This window comes from Devosia pacifica (assembly GCF_014652635.1).
GTDB classification, from domain to species: Bacteria; Pseudomonadota; Alphaproteobacteria; order Rhizobiales; family Devosiaceae; genus Devosia; species Devosia pacifica.
In genome coordinates, this window is record NZ_BMZE01000003.1 from 705,089 (window position 1) to 721,796 (window position 16,708).

Genomic DNA, 16,708 nt, shown 5'->3' on the forward strand with positions numbered 1-16,708 from the left:
GTCCAGACCAGCCGCTCGCGGTCGCGAACAGGCTCACCCTGAATGAGGAAGGCGTCGCCGTCGATCTCGATGCGGTCGCCGGGGCGCGGGGCTGGAACCTCGGCAACACGCAGGTCGATCCCGGTGGACTCGGACCAGAGCCGGGCATCGCCGAAGTCTGTGATCGCATCCGCACGCCGGGCAACGACGCGCACCAGCACAGGCGCGCCGCCGTCGGCGATGTAGATCGCGTCCCGGCCGATGTTGGGATCCGCAAAGAGCGCGCTGACGGCAGCGGCGAAGGCGCTCATCAGAACGCCGCGTTGAGCCGCACCCGGCCGATGGTGTCGCCCGCGCCGCTCGCCACCGCCTCGACGGCCACGCCGATCAGGGTATTGTCGGTAGCGACCGTGGTGCAGCGCTTGTTGGTGTCGTCCCAATAGACCTTCGCGCCTGCGGCCCATGCCTGGCTGCCGACCTTGGTCAGGTCGAACACGCCGACGAGCGCGGTCTCGACGGTTTCGCCGAGGGAGGCGGTGCCGGAAGCGACGCCGAAGATGGCACCGACGAGCAGGCCCTCGCCGGAGGCAACGGCATAGGGAGCGGTCAGGGTGATGGTGTTGCCGGGCTGGAAGAAGTTTTTCATGGGGAGGATCCTCGTGGAAAGACGAAGGGCGGCCCGATTGGACCGCCCGCATGTCAGGGTTCAGCTTGGGGTGCAGGTTATGCACCCGGGTTCTTGTAGAGACCGCGCCAGTCGATCGCCTTGGCGCCGAAGTCGAGGCGGCACTTGATCTCGACGCCGTCCACGTCGAAGCCGTTGCGGGTCTCGATGTAGGCGCCCTGTTGCCCCTCGAGATAGGCGTACTCGATGGTGTCGATCTGGTTCGGGCTGGCCGCAAGATACCAGGCGGTCTCGCTGGCGGCGTCGAGGCGCGGCTCGCTGATCGGCGCGAGCGTGCGGATCGACTGCGGCACGACGCTGGACGTCGCGGCGGGCACGAGGTTCTGCGCGACCAGCTGCTCGGCCTTCAGTTCCAGCGAGGCGGGCACGATCAGGAAGGCGGGGCGGACGTTCAGCACCGTCTTCTTGTCGAGACCCGTCTGCTTGGCCATCGCCGCCCGCGCCGCGCCCACCGCATCGACCGCCAGCGCCGTGCCGGTGCCGGCGAGGTTCTTGTGCGTGCTGTGGAAGAGCGCGTTGCCGTCGGCCATCGCCGGGTTGGCGGTGATGATGCCCCAGACCACGTCCGACTCGAGCTGGGCGATGGAGTTGCCGTACATCGCCGGGATCCGGGTGAAGGCGTCGAGATCGTCATTGATCAGCGTCTGGCGGGTGATCGCGACCACCCGGCCATAGGTCTTGACCTTGTAGCTCTCCTTGCTCTCGCCCAGCGTCCCGCGCTTGAACTCGCCGCTTTCGCCGACCTCCAGCAGCTGCGGCGCCTCGCCGAGCTGCACCCGGTGCATCGCCTTGAAGTCGGTGGCGAGCACCTGGCGGCAGAACAGCATAAAGGTGCGGGGATAGGCCTCGTAGGCCTGCCGCAGGGTCTTGTTGGTCACCGCCGACAGGATCTCGGGGAAGTCCGAGGTCGAATGCAGCGCCCGCGTCGCCACCTCGTCGCGCGACAGGCCGCGCGTGTTTACCCCGGCATTGCCGAGGCTTTCGCGGGCCAGTTCCAGCAGGGTCATGCCGCGATACTGGCGCGCGGCGTCCTCGAGCTGGAACAGCGTCGGGCTATAGCGATGCAGCAGCGCGTTCGCCACCGCGTCGCGGCGGGTGATGCGCTCGTCCCGGCCGCCGAGCGGGACGGAGACATGGCCGAAGGTCCGGGTCTCATCGGACTTGGCGGCGACCTGATCGAGGATCAGGCGGCGGGACTCGTCCACGCTGACGCCGCGCTTGACCAGATCCTCGGCGAAGCCGCGCTCGAGGTTCAGCCGCCCGGCCAGATCGTAGATGGTGGAGACGCGGTCGCGCTCGGCCTCGCGGGCGCGGGTGGCGACCGCCTCGGTGTCGGGCGCGGAAGTTGCCTGCGTCTTCGGCTGGCTGCGCGTCTCACTTGCGCGGACCTTCGGTTCGCTGGCGGCGACCTTCGGTTCGGGCGCAGCCACATTCGGCTCGGTCATGGGGGTGTCCTCGGTTTCGACCGGCTCGGTCGGCTGGGTGGTGGCGGGGGTTGCGGCGTCGCGCGCCGGGGTCTGGGTCTTGTCCGTCATCGGGAATGCTCCTTGCTCTGTGGGGGCGTCCCGGCGGTGGAGGACGCAGTCGTGAAGGGGGTGCTGGGCGCGGAAGCCCGCGGCGGGGTCGGCCCCGACCGCGACGGCGGAGACCTCGAACGGCGTCCAGTCCACCGCCCGCCAGAGTTCGCGCGCAGCCTCGGGTTTCGAGACCTCGAAGCGGTGGACCTGGTAGCCGATGGAGACCGCGCGGATGTGCCCGGCCTGGATGTCGCGCCAGATCGGCTCGACATCGGCACGCTCGCTGATCCGCACCAAGGCGATGCCGCGCCCGTTCTCGATCCGGGCCGAGCCCGGCACGACCGAGCCGATCACCGCGTCGAGCGTGTCGAGCTCATGCACCTTCAGGAACGGCGCGCCCGCGTTCAGCCGGTCGAGCCGGACATGGGCGGGGTCGAGGCTCAGCTCCTCGTCATAGGGCTCGCCGAAAAAGGTCGCGCGGCGGACCCGCGCCCCTGCCGACCAGACCACCTCGACGGTGCGGGTGTCGGCATCGGCCGTGTTCGGCGCAAGCTCCGCCGACCGGCGCAGGGCCGGCAGTTCAATCATCGTGTCCATGAAGGTCAGTCCTGTTGGTCGGCCTGTGGCCTCAGTCGGTTTCCGCGTCAGCGGTCGGGTCAGCCGCGGCCGGATCATTCGCCGGGTCGCTGGTCTGGGCGCTGCCGGTCTTGGTGACCCGGCGCGGATCGCTGTCGAGCACCAGCCCCAGCTCGTCGAGCCTGGCGTTAGTCGCGGCGATCTCGGCCAGCACCGCATCGGGATTGTGGCCCTGCCGGGCGATGGCCTGCGCCAGCGTCATGGTGCCGGAGCGGATCGCCAGCAGGTCGGCCATCGCGTCCTTGTAGGGATCGACGGCGTCGAACTTCGGCGGCGACCATTCCACCGGCACATCCGGTGTCGGGATCTGGCCTGCCACCCATGCGGCCTCCGTGAACCAGCGCCAGACCGGGGCGCAGAACATCGGGATGAACAGCTGCCACTGCACCGCGTCGATCTGGCGGCGGAACTCGACGAGCCCGGCCCGGATCGAGGAATAGTTCACCTGGCTGAGATCGCCGGTCAGCAGCTCGTAGGGCACCCGGAACCCGGCCGAGATCGTGTGCAGGCTCGCCCGCTTGTATTCACCGTAGCCGCCGGTCGCCGAGGGCTGGTTGAAGCGGATGTCCTTGCCGCCGCGGGCATAGGCGATCAGCCCCGGCTCAAACTGCTCGACCCGGTTCCCGTCGGCATCGACCACCGAGGGCGCGATGCCCTGCTGCGCCTCGTCGTCGCCGAAGACGATGGCGGTGACGCAGGCTTCGGTCTTCTTGCGGACCAGTTCGGCCACCTCGTAATCGTCGAGATCGCGCAAGCTGCGGATCACCGGCGCACCCCAGGGGACGCCGCGCGCCTGCGTGCGCTGCTTCTCATAGACGTGGGCGATCTCGGTCGCCGGGATCGGGCGGCTCTGCAGACCGTTCTGCAAGGCCCCATAGGCGTCGCCCGGATGCTCGGCATGCAGCCAGTAGGCCCGGCGCTTTCCGACCGGGTCGAACTCGATCCCCTGCACGAGGCGTCCCGCGCCGAGGGCTCCGGACTTGGTGGCGTCGAGGAAGTCGGCCTCCAGCACCTGCAACTGCAGCGGCACGGGCAGACCGTCGCTGGCGCGCCGCAAACGGCGGCGCACCAGAACCTCGCCCGCCTCGACCATCTCGCGGCAGATCAGCGTCTGCAGACCATAGAAGTCGAGCTGTCCGTCGGCGTCGCACTCCGCCGTCCAGCGTTCGAAGAGGGCGTCAACCTTCCGGTCGAGCGTGTCGTCACCACTGGCGGCGCGCGGCATGATGCCTGCGCCGATGATGTTGTTGACCAGCACCGCCACGGCTTTCGCCGCATGCGGGTTGTTGCGCACGAGATCGCGCATCCGATCACGCAACAGCGCCCCGGCCACGCCGATCTCGGTGTCGGCCGAGGATCCCGGCGCGCGCCAGCCCTCCGTGCGCCGCCCGCGCGCGGCGCCGTCATAGCCCCGCGTCAGGGTCTCGAAGACCTGCCGCGCCATCATGCGGCGGGCCGCCATGCGCGGCGCCACCGTGGCGATGGCATGGTCGAACCAGGTCACCGACATCACCGATCCCCGCGCGAGAAGCCCGCAAGCCCCGCCACGGGCAGCGGCCGCGTCGTTCCCGCGATGGCGCGTTCGATGATGCGGATGCGCGCCAGCAGATCCTCGGCCGAGCCGTAGTCCACCGACTTGCCGTCATAGCTGACGCGGGTCGTGCCGCTGGCATAGGCCCGGCGCAGCGCCGAGAGCTCGGTTTCCGTCCAGTCCGTCATTGCTGCCTTCCTTGCCGGGCCTCGCGGCCGTCACGCCACTGGCCTAAAACCACCCTCCACGCCGCCCGAGCCAGTCGGAGCGGCGTTTGCCCTGCGGGGCCTGTCCCGGTCGGTTGATCTGCCCCGCCGGATCACTGTCGGTCGGCACCGCCCCGAGCTGATCCTCGAGGTCGCGCCATTTTTCGTCCGGCCAACGGTCCGCACCGGCGATCCAGGCGGCGGCGCGGGCGTAGACCCGGCAGTCCAGCGCCTCGTTGCGCTCGCGCAGCTTCTGCCATTCCAGCTTGGCAAAGCCCCGTTTCGTGCGCACCGTTACCAGCTGTTCGGCCACGACCTGTTTCAACCATTCGCTCTCCACCCATGTCGGCAGGTGGATGGTGCCGGGCGGAAACGCCGCGCCCTCGGCGCGTTCTTCTTCCGTCGGCCGCGCCAGCCGCAGGAAGCGGTAGGTCTCGGCCTTGAAGGTCGACACCGCCACCGTCCAGAGCCGCGCCCCGCGCCGCAGGCGTTTGCCGCCCTCGGTCGCATCGACGAAGGTCGGGCCCGAGACCGGGCTCGAGCGATTGAAGCCTTCGACACCCTTCACCGGCGAAACCTGTGCAAACCCGGCCTTGCGCGACCAAGCGTAGACGGCCGGAGCCTCGTAGCCGGTGTCGATGGCGAGACGCGCGATCCTGAGATGCGCGCAGCCTTCGTGCGGCCAGCTTCGATCCAGCAGCGCGGTCAGGTCGCCCCACGCCTCATGCCGATCCGGTCCGCCCTCGATCACGACATGATCGACGAGCCAGGACTCCAACCCACGGCCCCAGGCCCAGACATCGACCTCGATCCGGTCCTTCTGGACGTCCGCCCCGGCGGTCAGGAACAACCCGCCTGCCGGCACCGTGCCCGGTTTCCACGCCTCGCGGCGGTCGTAGAGCCGCTGCCAGTCGGGGGCTTCCCCCGCCTCGACCCATGTCTCGCCGAGGATCGTGTTGCGGAACGCCTTGATCGCCTCGTCCGACCCTTGGGCCGCCTCCCAGCCACGGGCGATGCGCGGCCAGCTGAGCCAGCCCACCGGCGAATAGAGCGCCGAGAGGTGGTAGCCGACCGTGGTCGGATCGGCGGCCGTGGCGGTCGCCCGCCATTCGCCGCCCTCCAGCATCGCCGTCTTGTGGTGCTCGGCGATGGGCTGATCGCAGCCCTCGCAATGATATTCGGCTGTCTCCGGCTTGCCCTTCTGCCAGCGCAGCCGGTCGAATTTCAGCCACTGCATCACGCCGCAATGCGGGCACGGCACGAAGAACCGCCGCTGGTCGCTGGCCTCGAATTCCCGCTCGATGCGGGACAGCCCCCGGATGGTGGGCGTCGAGACCAGCAGCACCTTGCGCCGGTGGGCGAAGGTCAACGACCGCGCTTCCGCCAGCGTGACCGGATCGCCTTCCTCGTCGGCCGAGGCCGGATAGGCATCGACCTCATCGAGAAAGATGTAGCGCGCGGGGGTCGAGCGCAGCCCGACCGCCGAGTTGGCCCCGGCCATGATCAGGATGCCGCCCGCAAACTCCTTGGACAGCATCGTGTTGCCCGCGTCGCGGGACCGGGCCGGTTTGACCCGCTCCCGCAGCTCGGGGCTCTCGTCGATCAGCGGATCGATCCGCTGGCGCGAGTTGCGCTTGGCCAGTTCCACCGTCGGCTGGACCGCCAGCATCGGCCCCGGCGCCTGGTGGATGACGAAGCCGATCCAGTTGTTGCCCGCCTCGGTCGCGCCGACCTGCGCCGCCTTCATGAACACCACCCGCTGCGTGGCATCGCCCGGCGACAGCCGATCCATGATCTCGCGCATGTAGGGCGTGCGGATCGTGCGATACCGCCCCGGCTCGGCCGAGGCGCGGCCCGAGAGCATCCGGTGCCGGTCGGCCCATTCCGACACGGTCAGATCCGGGTCGGGCCTGAGCCCGCTGCCCCAGGCGCGCAGGATCTCCGCCGCGCCGTCGAACCCGGTCAGGGCATCGCCATCACCGTGATTGTCACCTGAAGTCGGGCCGGACCTCGGCGAGTTCGTCGAGGTGGGCACGGACATGTTTCTCCAGAACCTTCTGCATCGCGGCCGGCTCGACGCCCAGATCGGCCGCCATCAGCGCCGCCGCGCGCGCAGGCCAGTTCACCCACGCGTCCCGCTCCTCCCGCGCCAGCCGGAACACCAGCGCCAGCGCGCGGGCCCGCTCGATCAACTCCCCCTTCAGCTTCTGGAGCCGGATGCGCCGCTCCTGCGCCTTCAGCACCTCGTTGGCGGTCTTGGCCTGCAGGAACGTGGTGCCGCCACCGACGGCCGGGACAGCCAGCCCCTGTTCGCGCAGGGTGTCGCCGACGGCGGCCACGGCCGCCTCGGGGACAGGCTTCAGCTTGGGCGCGGGCGGCTTGCGGGTCTTGGACGGGTCGGTTGTTTCCGCCCGGCGCGCATCGCTGGTCACGGCGTCGATGCTGCCATCGGCGAACAGCACCAGCCGCTCGGCCGCCTTCGCCTTCTGGATCGCGCCGCGCGACAGCCCGGCATGGGCGGCATACTGGCGCTCGCTCATGCCCTGCATCGGCGGCTCCGATTATCATTCAGATTCAGGTGCTTATTCAGTTGATAAGCATCGCGGACAGAGCGAACACGGATGCAGGACGATGCAACCCGACCACGGAGCCACCAAGATGACCCGCCGCGCGACCGACGACTCCAAGGCCCTCGACGCCTTCCTCGCCACCAAGTTCGAGATCGACGCAATGCTGGAGCGGCTCGCCGCCCTCAGCGCGGACCATTTCGAGACCAGCCCCGACGAGGTCAACTGGGGGCACGTCGGCACCCTGAACCACTACCGCGCCAAGCTGCGCGAGATCACCGACATGGCGTTCCGCGAAGGCGAACACGCCGAGTGAGAGGAACCACTCCGGGTCTCGCCCGCCGACTGGCGGGCTCGGCCTCGTAGCAGGGTTCGCATCCCGCGCGCCCCGATACGGAGACGACCCGATGACTAAACTTTCCGATACGCAAGCGATCATCCTGAGCGCCGCTGCGCAGCGCGAGGACCGCATCGCCCTGCCGCTGCCCGAGAGCCTGCGCGGCGGTGCCGCCGCCAAGGTGGTCGGCGCGATGCTCGCCAAGGGCTTCCTCGAAGAGGTCGATGCGAACATGCACAACGGCGAACCCGTCTGGCGCGAGACCGGCGATGGCCACGGCGTCACGCTGGTCGCGACCGACGCGGGCCTCGCTGCCATCGGCAAGCCCGAGGACGCGAACAGCGCGCCCACCGGCGCCAACGAACCGCCGAGCGACGCGCCCGCGCCGGATACCGCCACCGAACCCCAAGGCGGGCCCAAGGCGCGCACGCCGCGCGAGGGCACCAAACAGGCCGCCCTGATCGCCATGCTGCGCGCCCCGGAAGGCGCCACCATCGACGAGATCGCCACCGCACTCCAATGGGCTGGTCACACGGTCAGGGGCGCGATGGCCGGAGCGCTGAAAAAGAAGCTCGGGCTTGAGGTGACCTCGGAGAAGATCGAGGGGCGCGGACGGGTCTACAAGTTGCCCGCCGCTTGACGCACGTGGACCCGACGAGAAAACGACCGCCGTCCCTCGGGGTCGGCGGTTGCTCATCTGGCGCTCCGCATCCGGATCGCCTCGAACAGCCGCCGCAGCAGGAAACCACGTGCCAGCGAGATGCCGACGAAGGCGAGGCCGATGGTCAGATGGTCGCCGAGTCCGGTCTCGATCCCGAACCACGGGAACACCACGATCTGCGTGGCGATGGCCAGCACATAGCCGACGACGACATTGGTCGCGGCCTCCAGCATCGACATGGTGCGGCTTTGCTTCATGACGCGGGGCCTTTGCCATCGGCTTGCGCGGCGATCGAACGGACGGCCTCCCGATACGCTTTCGCGACATCCACGACGATGATCGTAGCGGGGCGGTGCTTCAGAACGGCGGCGAGTTCCTCTTCGGCCACCAGTCCAACCGTCGGGCTCGGTTGCCGATCAGACCAGCCCGCGCAGAAAAAGTACAAGCCGACGCTGGCAGTGATCTCCTCGATGCCGTCGAGGTCTTCGCGAAGCTCCGAGGTGATGAACCCGAGTTCACCGATCAACAGTGAATGCTTCCGCAGTGCGCTCATGACAGCAAGGCATGCGAGATCGCGCCAGTCGAACTGCCGTGCGTTCCCGTTTTCGGGAGTTGACGACGGGATGAAGTGACCGCGAGAAATCCACTGGCTCAGTTCCCCGGTCGTCATTGCGCAGGCATCTGTGACCTCATGGATTGTCCATGTCGTCATCCCGCCACCTCATCCATCGGCCAGCAACTGAGCTGCGAGAGTTCGCAGCGCATGCGCCGCAACCAGAGGCACCACGCCGTTTCCACAGAGGCGAAGCCGGTCCACCCGGTGGGCCAGCCCATCAGCGCCTCGACGAACAGCGGGTTCAGCGTCCGGCGCGGCTCGGAGGTATCGCTCCCAGCCATCGGCGTCACCAGGACCTGGCGGCCAAGGAGCCCGTTGACCGGGGTGTTGGCAAGACTGGTCGCCCCGTCCTTGTGGTCCCGTGCCGTCGGCGTCATCCACATGCGGCTGGCATGGGTCAGATCGGCCGTCTTGCGATTGCCCGCGCTCGGCTTGCACCCGTCGTTCGCCATCGGCGTCGGCCAGTCCCGCGCCATCCGGTCCAGACCCTTCTCGTCGCGCCTGTCGCCACCCCGGCTGCGGAAGCTGTCGGTCTCCGGCGTCGGCCACATCGCGGCTGTCGTCGCGAGGTTCATTCCATGCTGCCCCGCTTCCTGCGATGGCGTCGGTTTCGTCTGCCGGTTCTCGTTGGCGCTGGCCCTCGGCGTCGGCCAGAGCCGCAGCAGTTCCGTCCGGTTGCCGCCACTCGATCGGGTTCCAGAGCAGGCGCGCGGGGTCGGCCAGCTCGTCGCCCTCGCGGATGGCGAGGATGAACAGCCGCTCGCGCCGATGGGGCGCCCCGACTTCCGCCGCCGTGAAGAGGCCTGCCGCAAGGCGGTAGCCCATGCCGACCAGTCCGCTGGCGACTTCGGGGAAGCCGAGGCGGAGATGATGGGCGACATTCTCGAGGAAGACGAAGGGCGGCTCGACTTCATTGATGATGCGGGCGACATGCGGCCAGAGGTGGCGCGGGTCGTCCGCGCCCCGGCGCTTGCCCGCGACCGAAAAAGGCTGGCACGGATATCCCGCAGTGACGATGTCCACCGCGCCACGCCATGGGCGGCCATCGAAGCTGGCAACATCGTCCCAGACAGGCGCGTGATCCAGGGCCGCGTCTTCCATCCGCGCCACGAGAGTGGCTGCGGCGAAGGTTTCCCGTTCGACATGGCCCACAGAACGATATCTAGGGATGGCGATGGCGAGCCCGAGTTCGAGACCGCCTGCGCCGGAGCACAGGGAGAGACCGAAGAGGCATGCGTCTCCGGTTCCGGAAGCGCGTCCGGAGGGATGTAGAGCCAGGTCATGCATGTCACGCGGCGGTCTTGCGCTTTCGCGCGCGTTCGGGGGCGGCGTCCGTGTCCGGCATATCTGCTGGGGCCTCGGCGTCGTCGCCCAGCCGCTGGGTTCTCACCTGCGCGAAGGTCCGGCCGTCACCATCGAGGATCGCGTCGCGACCGGTCTCGGCCTGCCAGCGTTCCACGGCGACATCGACATAGGCGGGGCTGATCTCCATCGCGAAGACGCGGCGGCCATTGGCCTCGCCCGCCATGATCTGCGAGCCGGAGCCCGAGAACGGCTCGTAGCAAAGCCCGCCACGCGCCACATGCTGGCGCATCGGGATGCCGAAGGCGTCGAGCGGCTTCGGCGTCGGGTGGTCGGGCCGGTCGTCCTTGGCGAAGCTGGGCAGCGCCCACGTCGAGGCCAAGGTTTCCTCCGCCACCTTCGGCGGGCGGTTCGGGCGGCGCCAGCCCATGAAGCAGGGCTCGTGCTTCCACAGATAATGTGACCGGGTCAGCACGCCGCGGTCCTTCACCCAGATGATCTGCTGGTGAACGAAGGCGCCGGCCTTTTCCCAGCAGGCCTCCAGCATCGCCTGACGGCGCGAGGCGTGCCAGCAATACCAGGCAGCGTCTTCGGCGATGGCTTCCGCCACAGCGGCGCCGATGAAGCCGTCGTAGAGTTCGGCGCCTTGCGACGAATCGTCCCAGGTCACGCCGTAGGACTGACTCCAGTCCTTGTTGCGCGTCGGATGGTTGGAGCCATCGTAGTCGACGAGATAGGGCGGGTCGGTCGCGAACAGGATCGCCCGTTCGCCGTTCATCAACCGGCGCACATCGGTGTGGCTGGTCGAATCCCCGCAGAGCAGCCGGTGATCGCCAAGGATCCAGAGATCGCCCGCCCGCGACGCCGGGTTACGCGGCGGCTCGGGAATGGTCACCGGCGGCACGCTGGCACCGCCGCCTTGTTCGCCGTCGCCCTCCGGCACAAAGGCCAGCAGCTTGTCCAGCTCGCCGTCGGAGAAGCCGACCAGCGACAGGTCGAAATCCTCGGCCAGCAGCTCGTTCAACTCGGCCGAGAGCAACGCCTCATCCCAGCTTCCAAGTTCGGTCAATTTATTGTCCGCGATGCGGTAGGCCCGTCGCTGCGCCTCGGTCAGATGGCCGAGCACGATGACCGGGGCCTCAAGCAGCCCGAGCTGGGTGGCGGCCAGGACGCGCCCATGCCCGGCGATCAGCTCGCCGTCCTCGCCAACGAGGCAGGGCACGGTCCAGCCGAACTCGGCCATGCTGGCGGCGATCTTCGCGACCTGGTCAGCGCCATGCGCCTTCGCGTTCTTCGCGTAGGGCACGAGGCGCGCAAGCGGCCATTGCTCGATCCGCTCGGGGGCGAAGGCGAGGGTCATGAGGAATCCTGTCGATGATGGGTCAGCGGCAATCAGCGGCGCCGTGCGGTGGCTTCCGGCGTGGTGGAGTCCACCGGCTTCCAGTTGGATTCCGGAGTCCAGGGTATCCACCCCGGAGTCCACCAGACAATGCGCTGTTATTGCGTGGTTATTTCAGGTTGCGCGGTGGCTTCCGGCCGGGGTGGCTTCCCAAAAATCCGGCCCTGTCGCTGGCGATGCGCCGCGCTTCGCCCGCCAGCATACGAATATCGCCAGGAAGGAACCAAGAACTCAATGGGTTAGCCCATTGGACCCCGGTTGGACCCCTCGCTGGACCCTGGAAGCCAGCGCCGCGGCCTCTGCCTGCGCGCTCCTCTCCCGAGCATATTGGTTTTCTAACGGCCTCGACGAAATGTGTAAGGCCCTGCGATGTACACCCGAAAATTTCCTCAGAGGACGATTTTTCTTGACAGCCGATTGGCGTTTTCGATGACGAACTGCTGCGAGCGCCGGGGCGACGGCACGCGACCGTTCAGCCGCCAGGCGATCACCGCAAGGCCGTACTGCCAGCGCTTGGTCGCGGCCGTGCGCGACAGGCCGAACTGCCAGCAGATCGGCTTCCACGCCATTCCGTCGGCGCGGGCCCAGACAAGGCGCCGATCCTCGGGCTCAAGCCAGCGCAGCCAGAGCATCGCTTCTTCCGCCTGCGTGATCTGTCGCGGGCTGGGCCTCGGGCGACGCATCTGCGGCTCCTGACCGACCTTGTCGGCGAAGCTGTGGAAATACTCGGGCCAGGCGTTGAAGAAGCCCTGCGGCATCACGCCCGGCATCTGCCGCATCACGCCCGCCGCAAGTTCAAGCCGATCCTGCACCTGCGCTGTGGTCCACTCACCCATGGCGCGCCTCCTGTTCCCGCTTGCCGTAGAGCCGCTCGCCGAGTTGGCGCACCAGCTCTCGCTCCGGCCAGGTCAGGCGGTCGTCGTCGACGGCGACGGCCAGCAGGCCCTGTTCCTTCCAGCCGTCGCGCTTGACCTCGTCAGGGTTGCGGCGGTGACCGCCGTAGCCCTTGGGCGTGAACCGCATGCCGCTCATTGCACACCTCCCCGGGTCTCCAGCGCCCAGAGCAGGATCGCGATGGCGTCGGCCTCGTTGTCGTCGGCGGGCGAAAAGCCGCGCGCTCGGGCGGCCGCCATCATGGCGTCCTTGTTCGCGTTGCCCTTGCCGGTGGCGTGGCGCTTGATGGTGCCGACCGGCACGCCCTGATAGGCGACGCCCGCGGTCTCCGCCCATGACGTCAGCGTGGCCAGCAGCCCGCCATACACATGCGCCGCGTCAGTCCCGACGTGCCTGCGCACTTCCTCGAAGTGGATGGCGGTGATGGCTCCGGCGTCGTTCGCCAGCTGCTCGAGCCAGCCCCGGAACCGCACGTAGTGCATGCCCCCGCCGTCATAGCGGCTGGGCCGGAATGACACGGTGCCGCTGGTGATCAGACCGTCCGCCGCCTGCAGGGCCCAGCCGGTCGTGGTGCCGAGATCGAGGGCGAGAACGACAGGCACGCCGGGGAACGGGGCGCTCATGGGTGTCGGGTTCAGAGATACATGGGCCATGATCGGCTCCTTTCCGGGTTGCTGCTCGATGGTGTGACGGGCGGGACATGCAGCCTTTGAGATTGCCCAGGGGTAGGTGGTGACCCTCCCGCGCCTGGCGGGGAGGTCACCTACCCCTTTAGGGGAGCGTTCTCCGAATTCTGGAATCTGCTCCAAGACATTGATCCAAAACAGAACTTCCAGAATCCGGAGCAGAATTCGGAAAGGGCCTTCCGGATTCTGGACAGCACCGCACAAGCCGCTGAAAACAAACTGGAAAAACCAGAATCCGGATTTCGCGCGGGGAGCAGAATCTGCGGATTCTGGCCAGAATCCGGGGCTGCGGAGCCAGAATTCGCGGCGGGGAACGGCGTGAATTCTCATGCCTCGTCCTCCTCCTGGTAGACCCAGACGAAGGGGTTCTCGACGGGCAGGACAGCCCCGGTCTGCGGGCATTTGTAGTGGCTGGGCAGCGCCGGGATCAGCTCCGGCGTGACCTCGCCCGTGTCGGGATCGACGGTCTCGCCGCCCGTGCCGAGCAGCATTCCCTCGACGCAGAGATAGCCGTACTTGCTCCGCTCCGCGGCGAGGCCGATGCGCGTGGCGGCGGGGCCGCGGATGAACTTGACCTTGCCCTTGGTGGCGAGAACGCTGAGCCGGTCGTGGACGATGGTCCGCCCGCCGAGCCCCCCGGTATTCTCGAATGCTTCGGAAAACTGGGCGAAGGTGTAGAGCTTGCCGCGCCGCGCCTCCTCGTAGAGCAGGCAGAGGATGACGTCGTTCTTGCGCATGCGCTCGGCGTCATGCTTTGCGCCCACCTCGGCGCGCACGAGGCGCTCGTTCATCGGGTTGATCTCGACCCATTGGCCGCGCACCTTGTCGATCAGCTTCGAGGGCAGCGCGGGGCCGTTGCGCAGCTCGATCTCCAGCTTGCGCTCTGACGCGTCCTCGTCGGGGCGGTGCAGGATGAGGCCGGAGGTGTAGAAGCCCCTCAGCGCGCTGGCGCCCGAAAGCGCGAGGAACGGATCCTCCTTCACCTGATGCTTGCTGAGCTTCTTGGTGTGGTGGATCAGGATGATCCCGCAGTCGGGGTTTACGTGGTCGCGAAGCACCTCGACCCGGTCCTTGAGAAAGAACATCATCGCGGCGTTGTCGTTCTCGCCACCGCCGTCAGGTCCGCCGTCGAACAGGTTGCGGATCGGGTCGATGCACAGGATGTCGACGGGCTCGGCCGGGAACGCCTGCTGGATCGCCTGCGCGACCAGCGCGCTGCCACCCTCATCGAGCAGCAGTTTCAGCTTCGGCGTGACGACAAGATTTTCGCGGGCGGCGGCCATCACCTCGGGCGGCAGGCCGATCTGCTGCATGCGCTCGCGCAGATAATGGTACTGGATCTCGGCCTGCAGATAGAACACGCGCAGCGGCCGTGGCGGCGTGAAGCCGAGGAACGGCACACCGGCAGCCATGTGCACCAGCCAGCTGATAACGAGATCGCTCTTGCCGACCTTGGGCGCGCCGCCCAGCACCAGCATGCCGCCCGGGGTCAGGACGCGCGGGCCGATGATGTCGTCGGGCATCGGCGTGCCGTCGTCCAGCAGCGCGCCCAGGGTGAAGGTGGCGATCTCCCTTGCCGCAGGAGCGCCGTCGTTCCGAATGAGCGGCGGGCCGTTCCTCGCGATGTGCAGCGACCAGAGCCGCTCGTATTCGACCCAGAGACGGTCTTCCGGCCAGTTCGGCCGGATCATCGCCGCGTTGTATTCGCCGATGGCGCGCCAGGCTTCCTCCCGGCTCATCCGCCCCTCATGCGCCATGCGGACATAGTGTCCGATTGCCATGCTGACGCCTTCGAACCGCGTCCAGGCGTCCTGGCCGCCCTCGCGGACCGGTGTGGTAAGGGCTGCGTCCACGCAGGGTTTCTCGCGCGGCTCGGCCGTCACCATGCCGACACCGGGCATGGGCGGCATCTCGCCCGCGCGCTCGAGCATGTCGGCCAGATCGAACTCGAGATCGCTGGCTTCACGGATCAGGACGAGCCGTTCCTGTCCGCCCTTGTGATAGACTGTGCCGGGCACGCGGATCGGCTGGTGCGCCGAGCGGAAATGCATGTCGCCACCGACCTTGAGCGCGATATCGCCCCGCAACTGGCAAAGCCGCGCGAGATCGGCGCCTTCGGCGGGCTCGGTCAGCTTCCACCAGACATGGAGCTTGGTCGCGCCATCGGCTGTGCGCCCGCCGCTCTCGACGATCAGCGTCGGTCGCCCGAGGTGGTGGACGAGATGATCGAGCTTGGCGGGGATGTCGCCTGCGTCCAGATCGACGACGACGCTCTGCATCTGCAGGACATCGGCGGCACGCGCCTGTCCGGTTTCCGCGACCGTACCGGGAATGACATATACCGCCGCTCCCTCGCGCGCGCCCCAGGCGGCGAAGGTGGCGAGTTTGTCGGGCGCCGCGCCGTTCGCGTCGATCCAGATGTTGTGAGGCCGACCGTCCTTGCCCTGACCCTTGTCCACGAAGCCACGGACAGGGATCAGTCCCTCGGAATAGCCGAAGACCACGTCGACGAAGCGCGCGATCTGCGCGGGATCCGGTTCCACGGCGAAGGGATCGGGCAGCGGTGCCGCGTCGTTGAAATCCCGCCATGGATTGAAGTGGATGATCTTGTCGTCGCTCATACCGCCAACCCCCAGCACCGCTCGGCATGGGCGCAGAACCGGCATTCGAAGAAGTCGCGGCTGGCGGCGATGCGGGGCAGCAGCTCGCCGGCGTCGGTGGCTTGCAGGATCCGCACCGCGCGGTCGGACATGCGCTGCGCCAGATCGGCATCGAAGGCGACCTGCTCGTGATGCAGTTCGGCCGTGTCCTTGTTGATCGCCGTGAACAGCGCCGGGGCTGCGGAAATGCCCGGCACCGAAGGCTCCATGTAGGCCTGATAAATCGCGATCTGCGCGGCATAGACGGGCTTGGAGACGGCGACCCCGTCCTTGACGCAGGCCCGCCAGTTCTTCGCGTTCATCGTCTTGCATTCCCAGAGCGCCGGGGTGCGAAGACCGAGCGCGGCCGGGGCGCCGGAGATGATCCCGTCGACATGGCCGCGGATGCGACCGCCCGCGACAGAGAAGCCGAACTGTTCGCCATCGGGGCGGTTGCCCTTGCGGGTGTAGAGGTCCAGCCCGGCCGCCCGCAGCCAGCGGATCGCCAGATCCTCGAGCTGGTGACCGATCTCGAAGATCCGCAGAGTCTGCCCGCCGAAGTCCGCACTCTCGTCCTTGGGCGCGCCTGCGAACTCGAACTGCAGCGCGCGTTCGCAGGCATGTCCCAGACGGGACGCGCCGAGATAGGTCCGGGGCGGTGTGGCCTCCCGCTCGGCGATCAGCGCGGCGTCGACCAGCGCGTTGATCCGCTCGGCCATGGAGGGGCGCGGGTTGAAATCCAGCATCAAAACGGCACCTCGCTCCCGGCAGCGATGCGCGACATCTCGGCGCCATAGCCCTCCAGCACCTCCTCAATCAGGGCGGTGACATCGGTTTCGGTGAGATCGCGCAGCCGCTTGTCCCAGCCGATCAGCTCCATCGTCTGGCCCAGCCGCTTCATCACCAGTGCAATGGCGAGGCGTTCTTCATCGGTCGTTCCCTGCATGGTCAGTCCTTTCCGGTGGCGAGCCGCGAAGAACGCCTGGCAGTGCATCGAGCAGAACCAGCGGTGTTCGCGAGGGCGGGGTTTGTAGGGGTTGAAGAAGCCGAAGC

The 16,708-nt window shown here is 68.0% G+C and carries 19 protein-coding genes and 1 pseudogene; 2 read left to right on the forward strand and 18 right to left on the reverse strand.

Annotation, left to right across the window (positions count from 1 at the left end):
* The 7 genes from IE127_RS16205 to IE127_RS19830 all read right to left on the reverse strand — a co-directional run.
* The coding region (locus IE127_RS16205; RefSeq protein ID WP_189426815.1) for a head-tail joining protein at nucleotides 1–290 on the reverse strand (290 nt) is incomplete at its 3' end.
* On the reverse strand, nucleotides 290–625 hold the full coding sequence (locus IE127_RS16210; RefSeq protein WP_189426731.1) for a DUF2190 family protein: 336 nt from the start codon (nucleotides 623–625) through the stop codon (nucleotides 290–292). The genes IE127_RS16210 and IE127_RS16205, both read right to left, overlap by 1 nt.
* A gap of 77 nt (nucleotides 626–702) precedes the next feature.
* Nucleotides 703–2,778 (reverse strand): prohead protease/major capsid protein fusion protein, encoded by a 2,076-nt coding sequence (locus tag IE127_RS16215; RefSeq protein ID WP_189426732.1) that lies wholly within the window; start codon nucleotides 2,776–2,778, stop codon nucleotides 703–705.
* A gap of 31 nt (nucleotides 2,779–2,809) precedes the next feature.
* On the reverse strand, nucleotides 2,810–4,327 hold the full coding sequence (locus IE127_RS16220) for a phage portal protein (protein ID WP_189426733.1): 1,518 nt from the start codon (nucleotides 4,325–4,327) through the stop codon (nucleotides 2,810–2,812).
* On the reverse strand, nucleotides 4,327–4,536 hold the full coding sequence (locus tag IE127_RS16225) for a phage head-tail joining protein (protein WP_189426734.1): 210 nt from the start codon (nucleotides 4,534–4,536) through the stop codon (nucleotides 4,327–4,329). Before IE127_RS16225 ends, IE127_RS16220 begins: the two co-directional genes overlap by 1 nt.
* A 43-nt stretch (nucleotides 4,537–4,579) precedes the next feature.
* Nucleotides 4,580–6,595, reverse strand: a complete 2,016-nt coding sequence (locus tag IE127_RS16230) for a phage terminase large subunit family protein (RefSeq protein WP_189426735.1) — start codon at nucleotides 6,593–6,595, stop codon at nucleotides 4,580–4,582.
* The gene (locus tag IE127_RS19830) at nucleotides 6,543–7,103 is read right to left on the reverse strand and encodes a hypothetical protein (RefSeq protein WP_189426736.1); all 561 of its coding nucleotides are present in this window, start codon (nucleotides 7,101–7,103) and stop codon (nucleotides 6,543–6,545) included. The genes IE127_RS16230 and IE127_RS19830 overlap by 53 nt, the downstream gene beginning before the upstream one ends.
* Nucleotides 7,104–7,212: 109 nt before the next feature.
* Here IE127_RS19830 and IE127_RS16240 point away from each other — a divergent pair, with 109 nt between their 5' ends.
* Both IE127_RS16240 and IE127_RS16245 read left to right on the forward strand, forming a co-directional pair.
* The gene (locus tag IE127_RS16240; protein WP_189426737.1) at nucleotides 7,213–7,437 is read left to right on the forward strand and encodes a hypothetical protein; all 225 of its coding nucleotides are present in this window, start codon (nucleotides 7,213–7,215) and stop codon (nucleotides 7,435–7,437) included.
* Nucleotides 7,438–7,528: 91 nt separating this feature from the next.
* Complete coding sequence (locus IE127_RS16245) at nucleotides 7,529–8,098, forward strand: DUF3489 domain-containing protein (protein WP_189426738.1); 570 nt, start codon at nucleotides 7,529–7,531, stop codon at nucleotides 8,096–8,098.
* Between the two features lie 53 nt (nucleotides 8,099–8,151).
* Here IE127_RS16245 and IE127_RS16250 read toward each other — a convergent pair whose 3' ends face one another.
* From IE127_RS16250 to IE127_RS16295, 11 genes and pseudogenes are all read right to left on the reverse strand, one after another.
* Nucleotides 8,152–8,376 carry a DUF7220 family protein gene (locus tag IE127_RS16250; protein WP_189426739.1) on the reverse strand — a complete coding sequence of 75 codons (225 nt, stop codon included), beginning with the start codon at nucleotides 8,374–8,376 and terminating at the stop codon, nucleotides 8,152–8,154.
* Entirely contained in the window at nucleotides 8,373–8,831 is a 459-nt protein-coding gene (locus IE127_RS16255; RefSeq protein ID WP_189426740.1) for a MerR family transcriptional regulator, read from the reverse strand. Before IE127_RS16255 ends, IE127_RS16250 begins: the two co-directional genes overlap by 4 nt.
* Complete coding sequence (locus tag IE127_RS19745) at nucleotides 8,828–9,310, reverse strand: hypothetical protein (protein WP_244640282.1); 483 nt, start codon at nucleotides 9,308–9,310, stop codon at nucleotides 8,828–8,830. The genes IE127_RS16255 and IE127_RS19745 overlap by 4 nt, the downstream gene beginning before the upstream one ends.
* A gap of 202 nt (nucleotides 9,311–9,512) precedes the next feature.
* A pseudogene (locus tag IE127_RS19750) lies at nucleotides 9,513–10,022 on the reverse strand (DNA cytosine methyltransferase); the annotation flags it as partial.
* A gap of 1 nt (nucleotide 10,023) precedes the next feature.
* A complete protein-coding gene (locus tag IE127_RS16265; RefSeq protein WP_189426742.1) occupies nucleotides 10,024–11,397 on the reverse strand; it encodes a site-specific DNA-methyltransferase in 1,374 nt (457 codons plus the stop codon).
* A 428-nt stretch (nucleotides 11,398–11,825) separates the two neighbouring features.
* Entirely contained in the window at nucleotides 11,826–12,272 is a 447-nt protein-coding gene (locus IE127_RS16270) for a DUF6362 family protein (protein ID WP_189426743.1), read from the reverse strand.
* Nucleotides 12,265–12,468, reverse strand: a complete 204-nt coding sequence (locus tag IE127_RS16275) for a hypothetical protein (protein ID WP_083480157.1) — start codon at nucleotides 12,466–12,468, stop codon at nucleotides 12,265–12,267. The genes IE127_RS16270 and IE127_RS16275 overlap by 8 nt, the downstream gene beginning before the upstream one ends.
* Entirely contained in the window at nucleotides 12,465–13,346 is an 882-nt protein-coding gene (locus IE127_RS19980; protein ID WP_444542494.1) for a hypothetical protein, read from the reverse strand. The genes IE127_RS16275 and IE127_RS19980 overlap by 4 nt, the downstream gene beginning before the upstream one ends.
* Nucleotides 13,343–15,637 carry an AAA family ATPase gene (locus IE127_RS16285; protein WP_210310523.1) on the reverse strand — a complete coding sequence of 765 codons (2,295 nt, stop codon included), beginning with the start codon at nucleotides 15,635–15,637 and terminating at the stop codon, nucleotides 13,343–13,345. Before IE127_RS16285 ends, IE127_RS19980 begins: the two co-directional genes overlap by 4 nt.
* Nucleotides 15,634–16,401 carry a hypothetical protein gene (locus IE127_RS16290; RefSeq protein WP_189426745.1) on the reverse strand — a complete coding sequence of 256 codons (768 nt, stop codon included), beginning with the start codon at nucleotides 16,399–16,401 and terminating at the stop codon, nucleotides 15,634–15,636. Before IE127_RS16290 ends, IE127_RS16285 begins: the two co-directional genes overlap by 4 nt.
* Nucleotides 16,401–16,601, reverse strand: coding sequence for a DUF6511 domain-containing protein (locus IE127_RS16295; protein WP_139084982.1), 201 nt, complete (start codon nucleotides 16,599–16,601; stop codon nucleotides 16,401–16,403). Before IE127_RS16295 ends, IE127_RS16290 begins: the two co-directional genes overlap by 1 nt.
* Nucleotides 16,602–16,708: the final 107 nt, after the last annotated feature.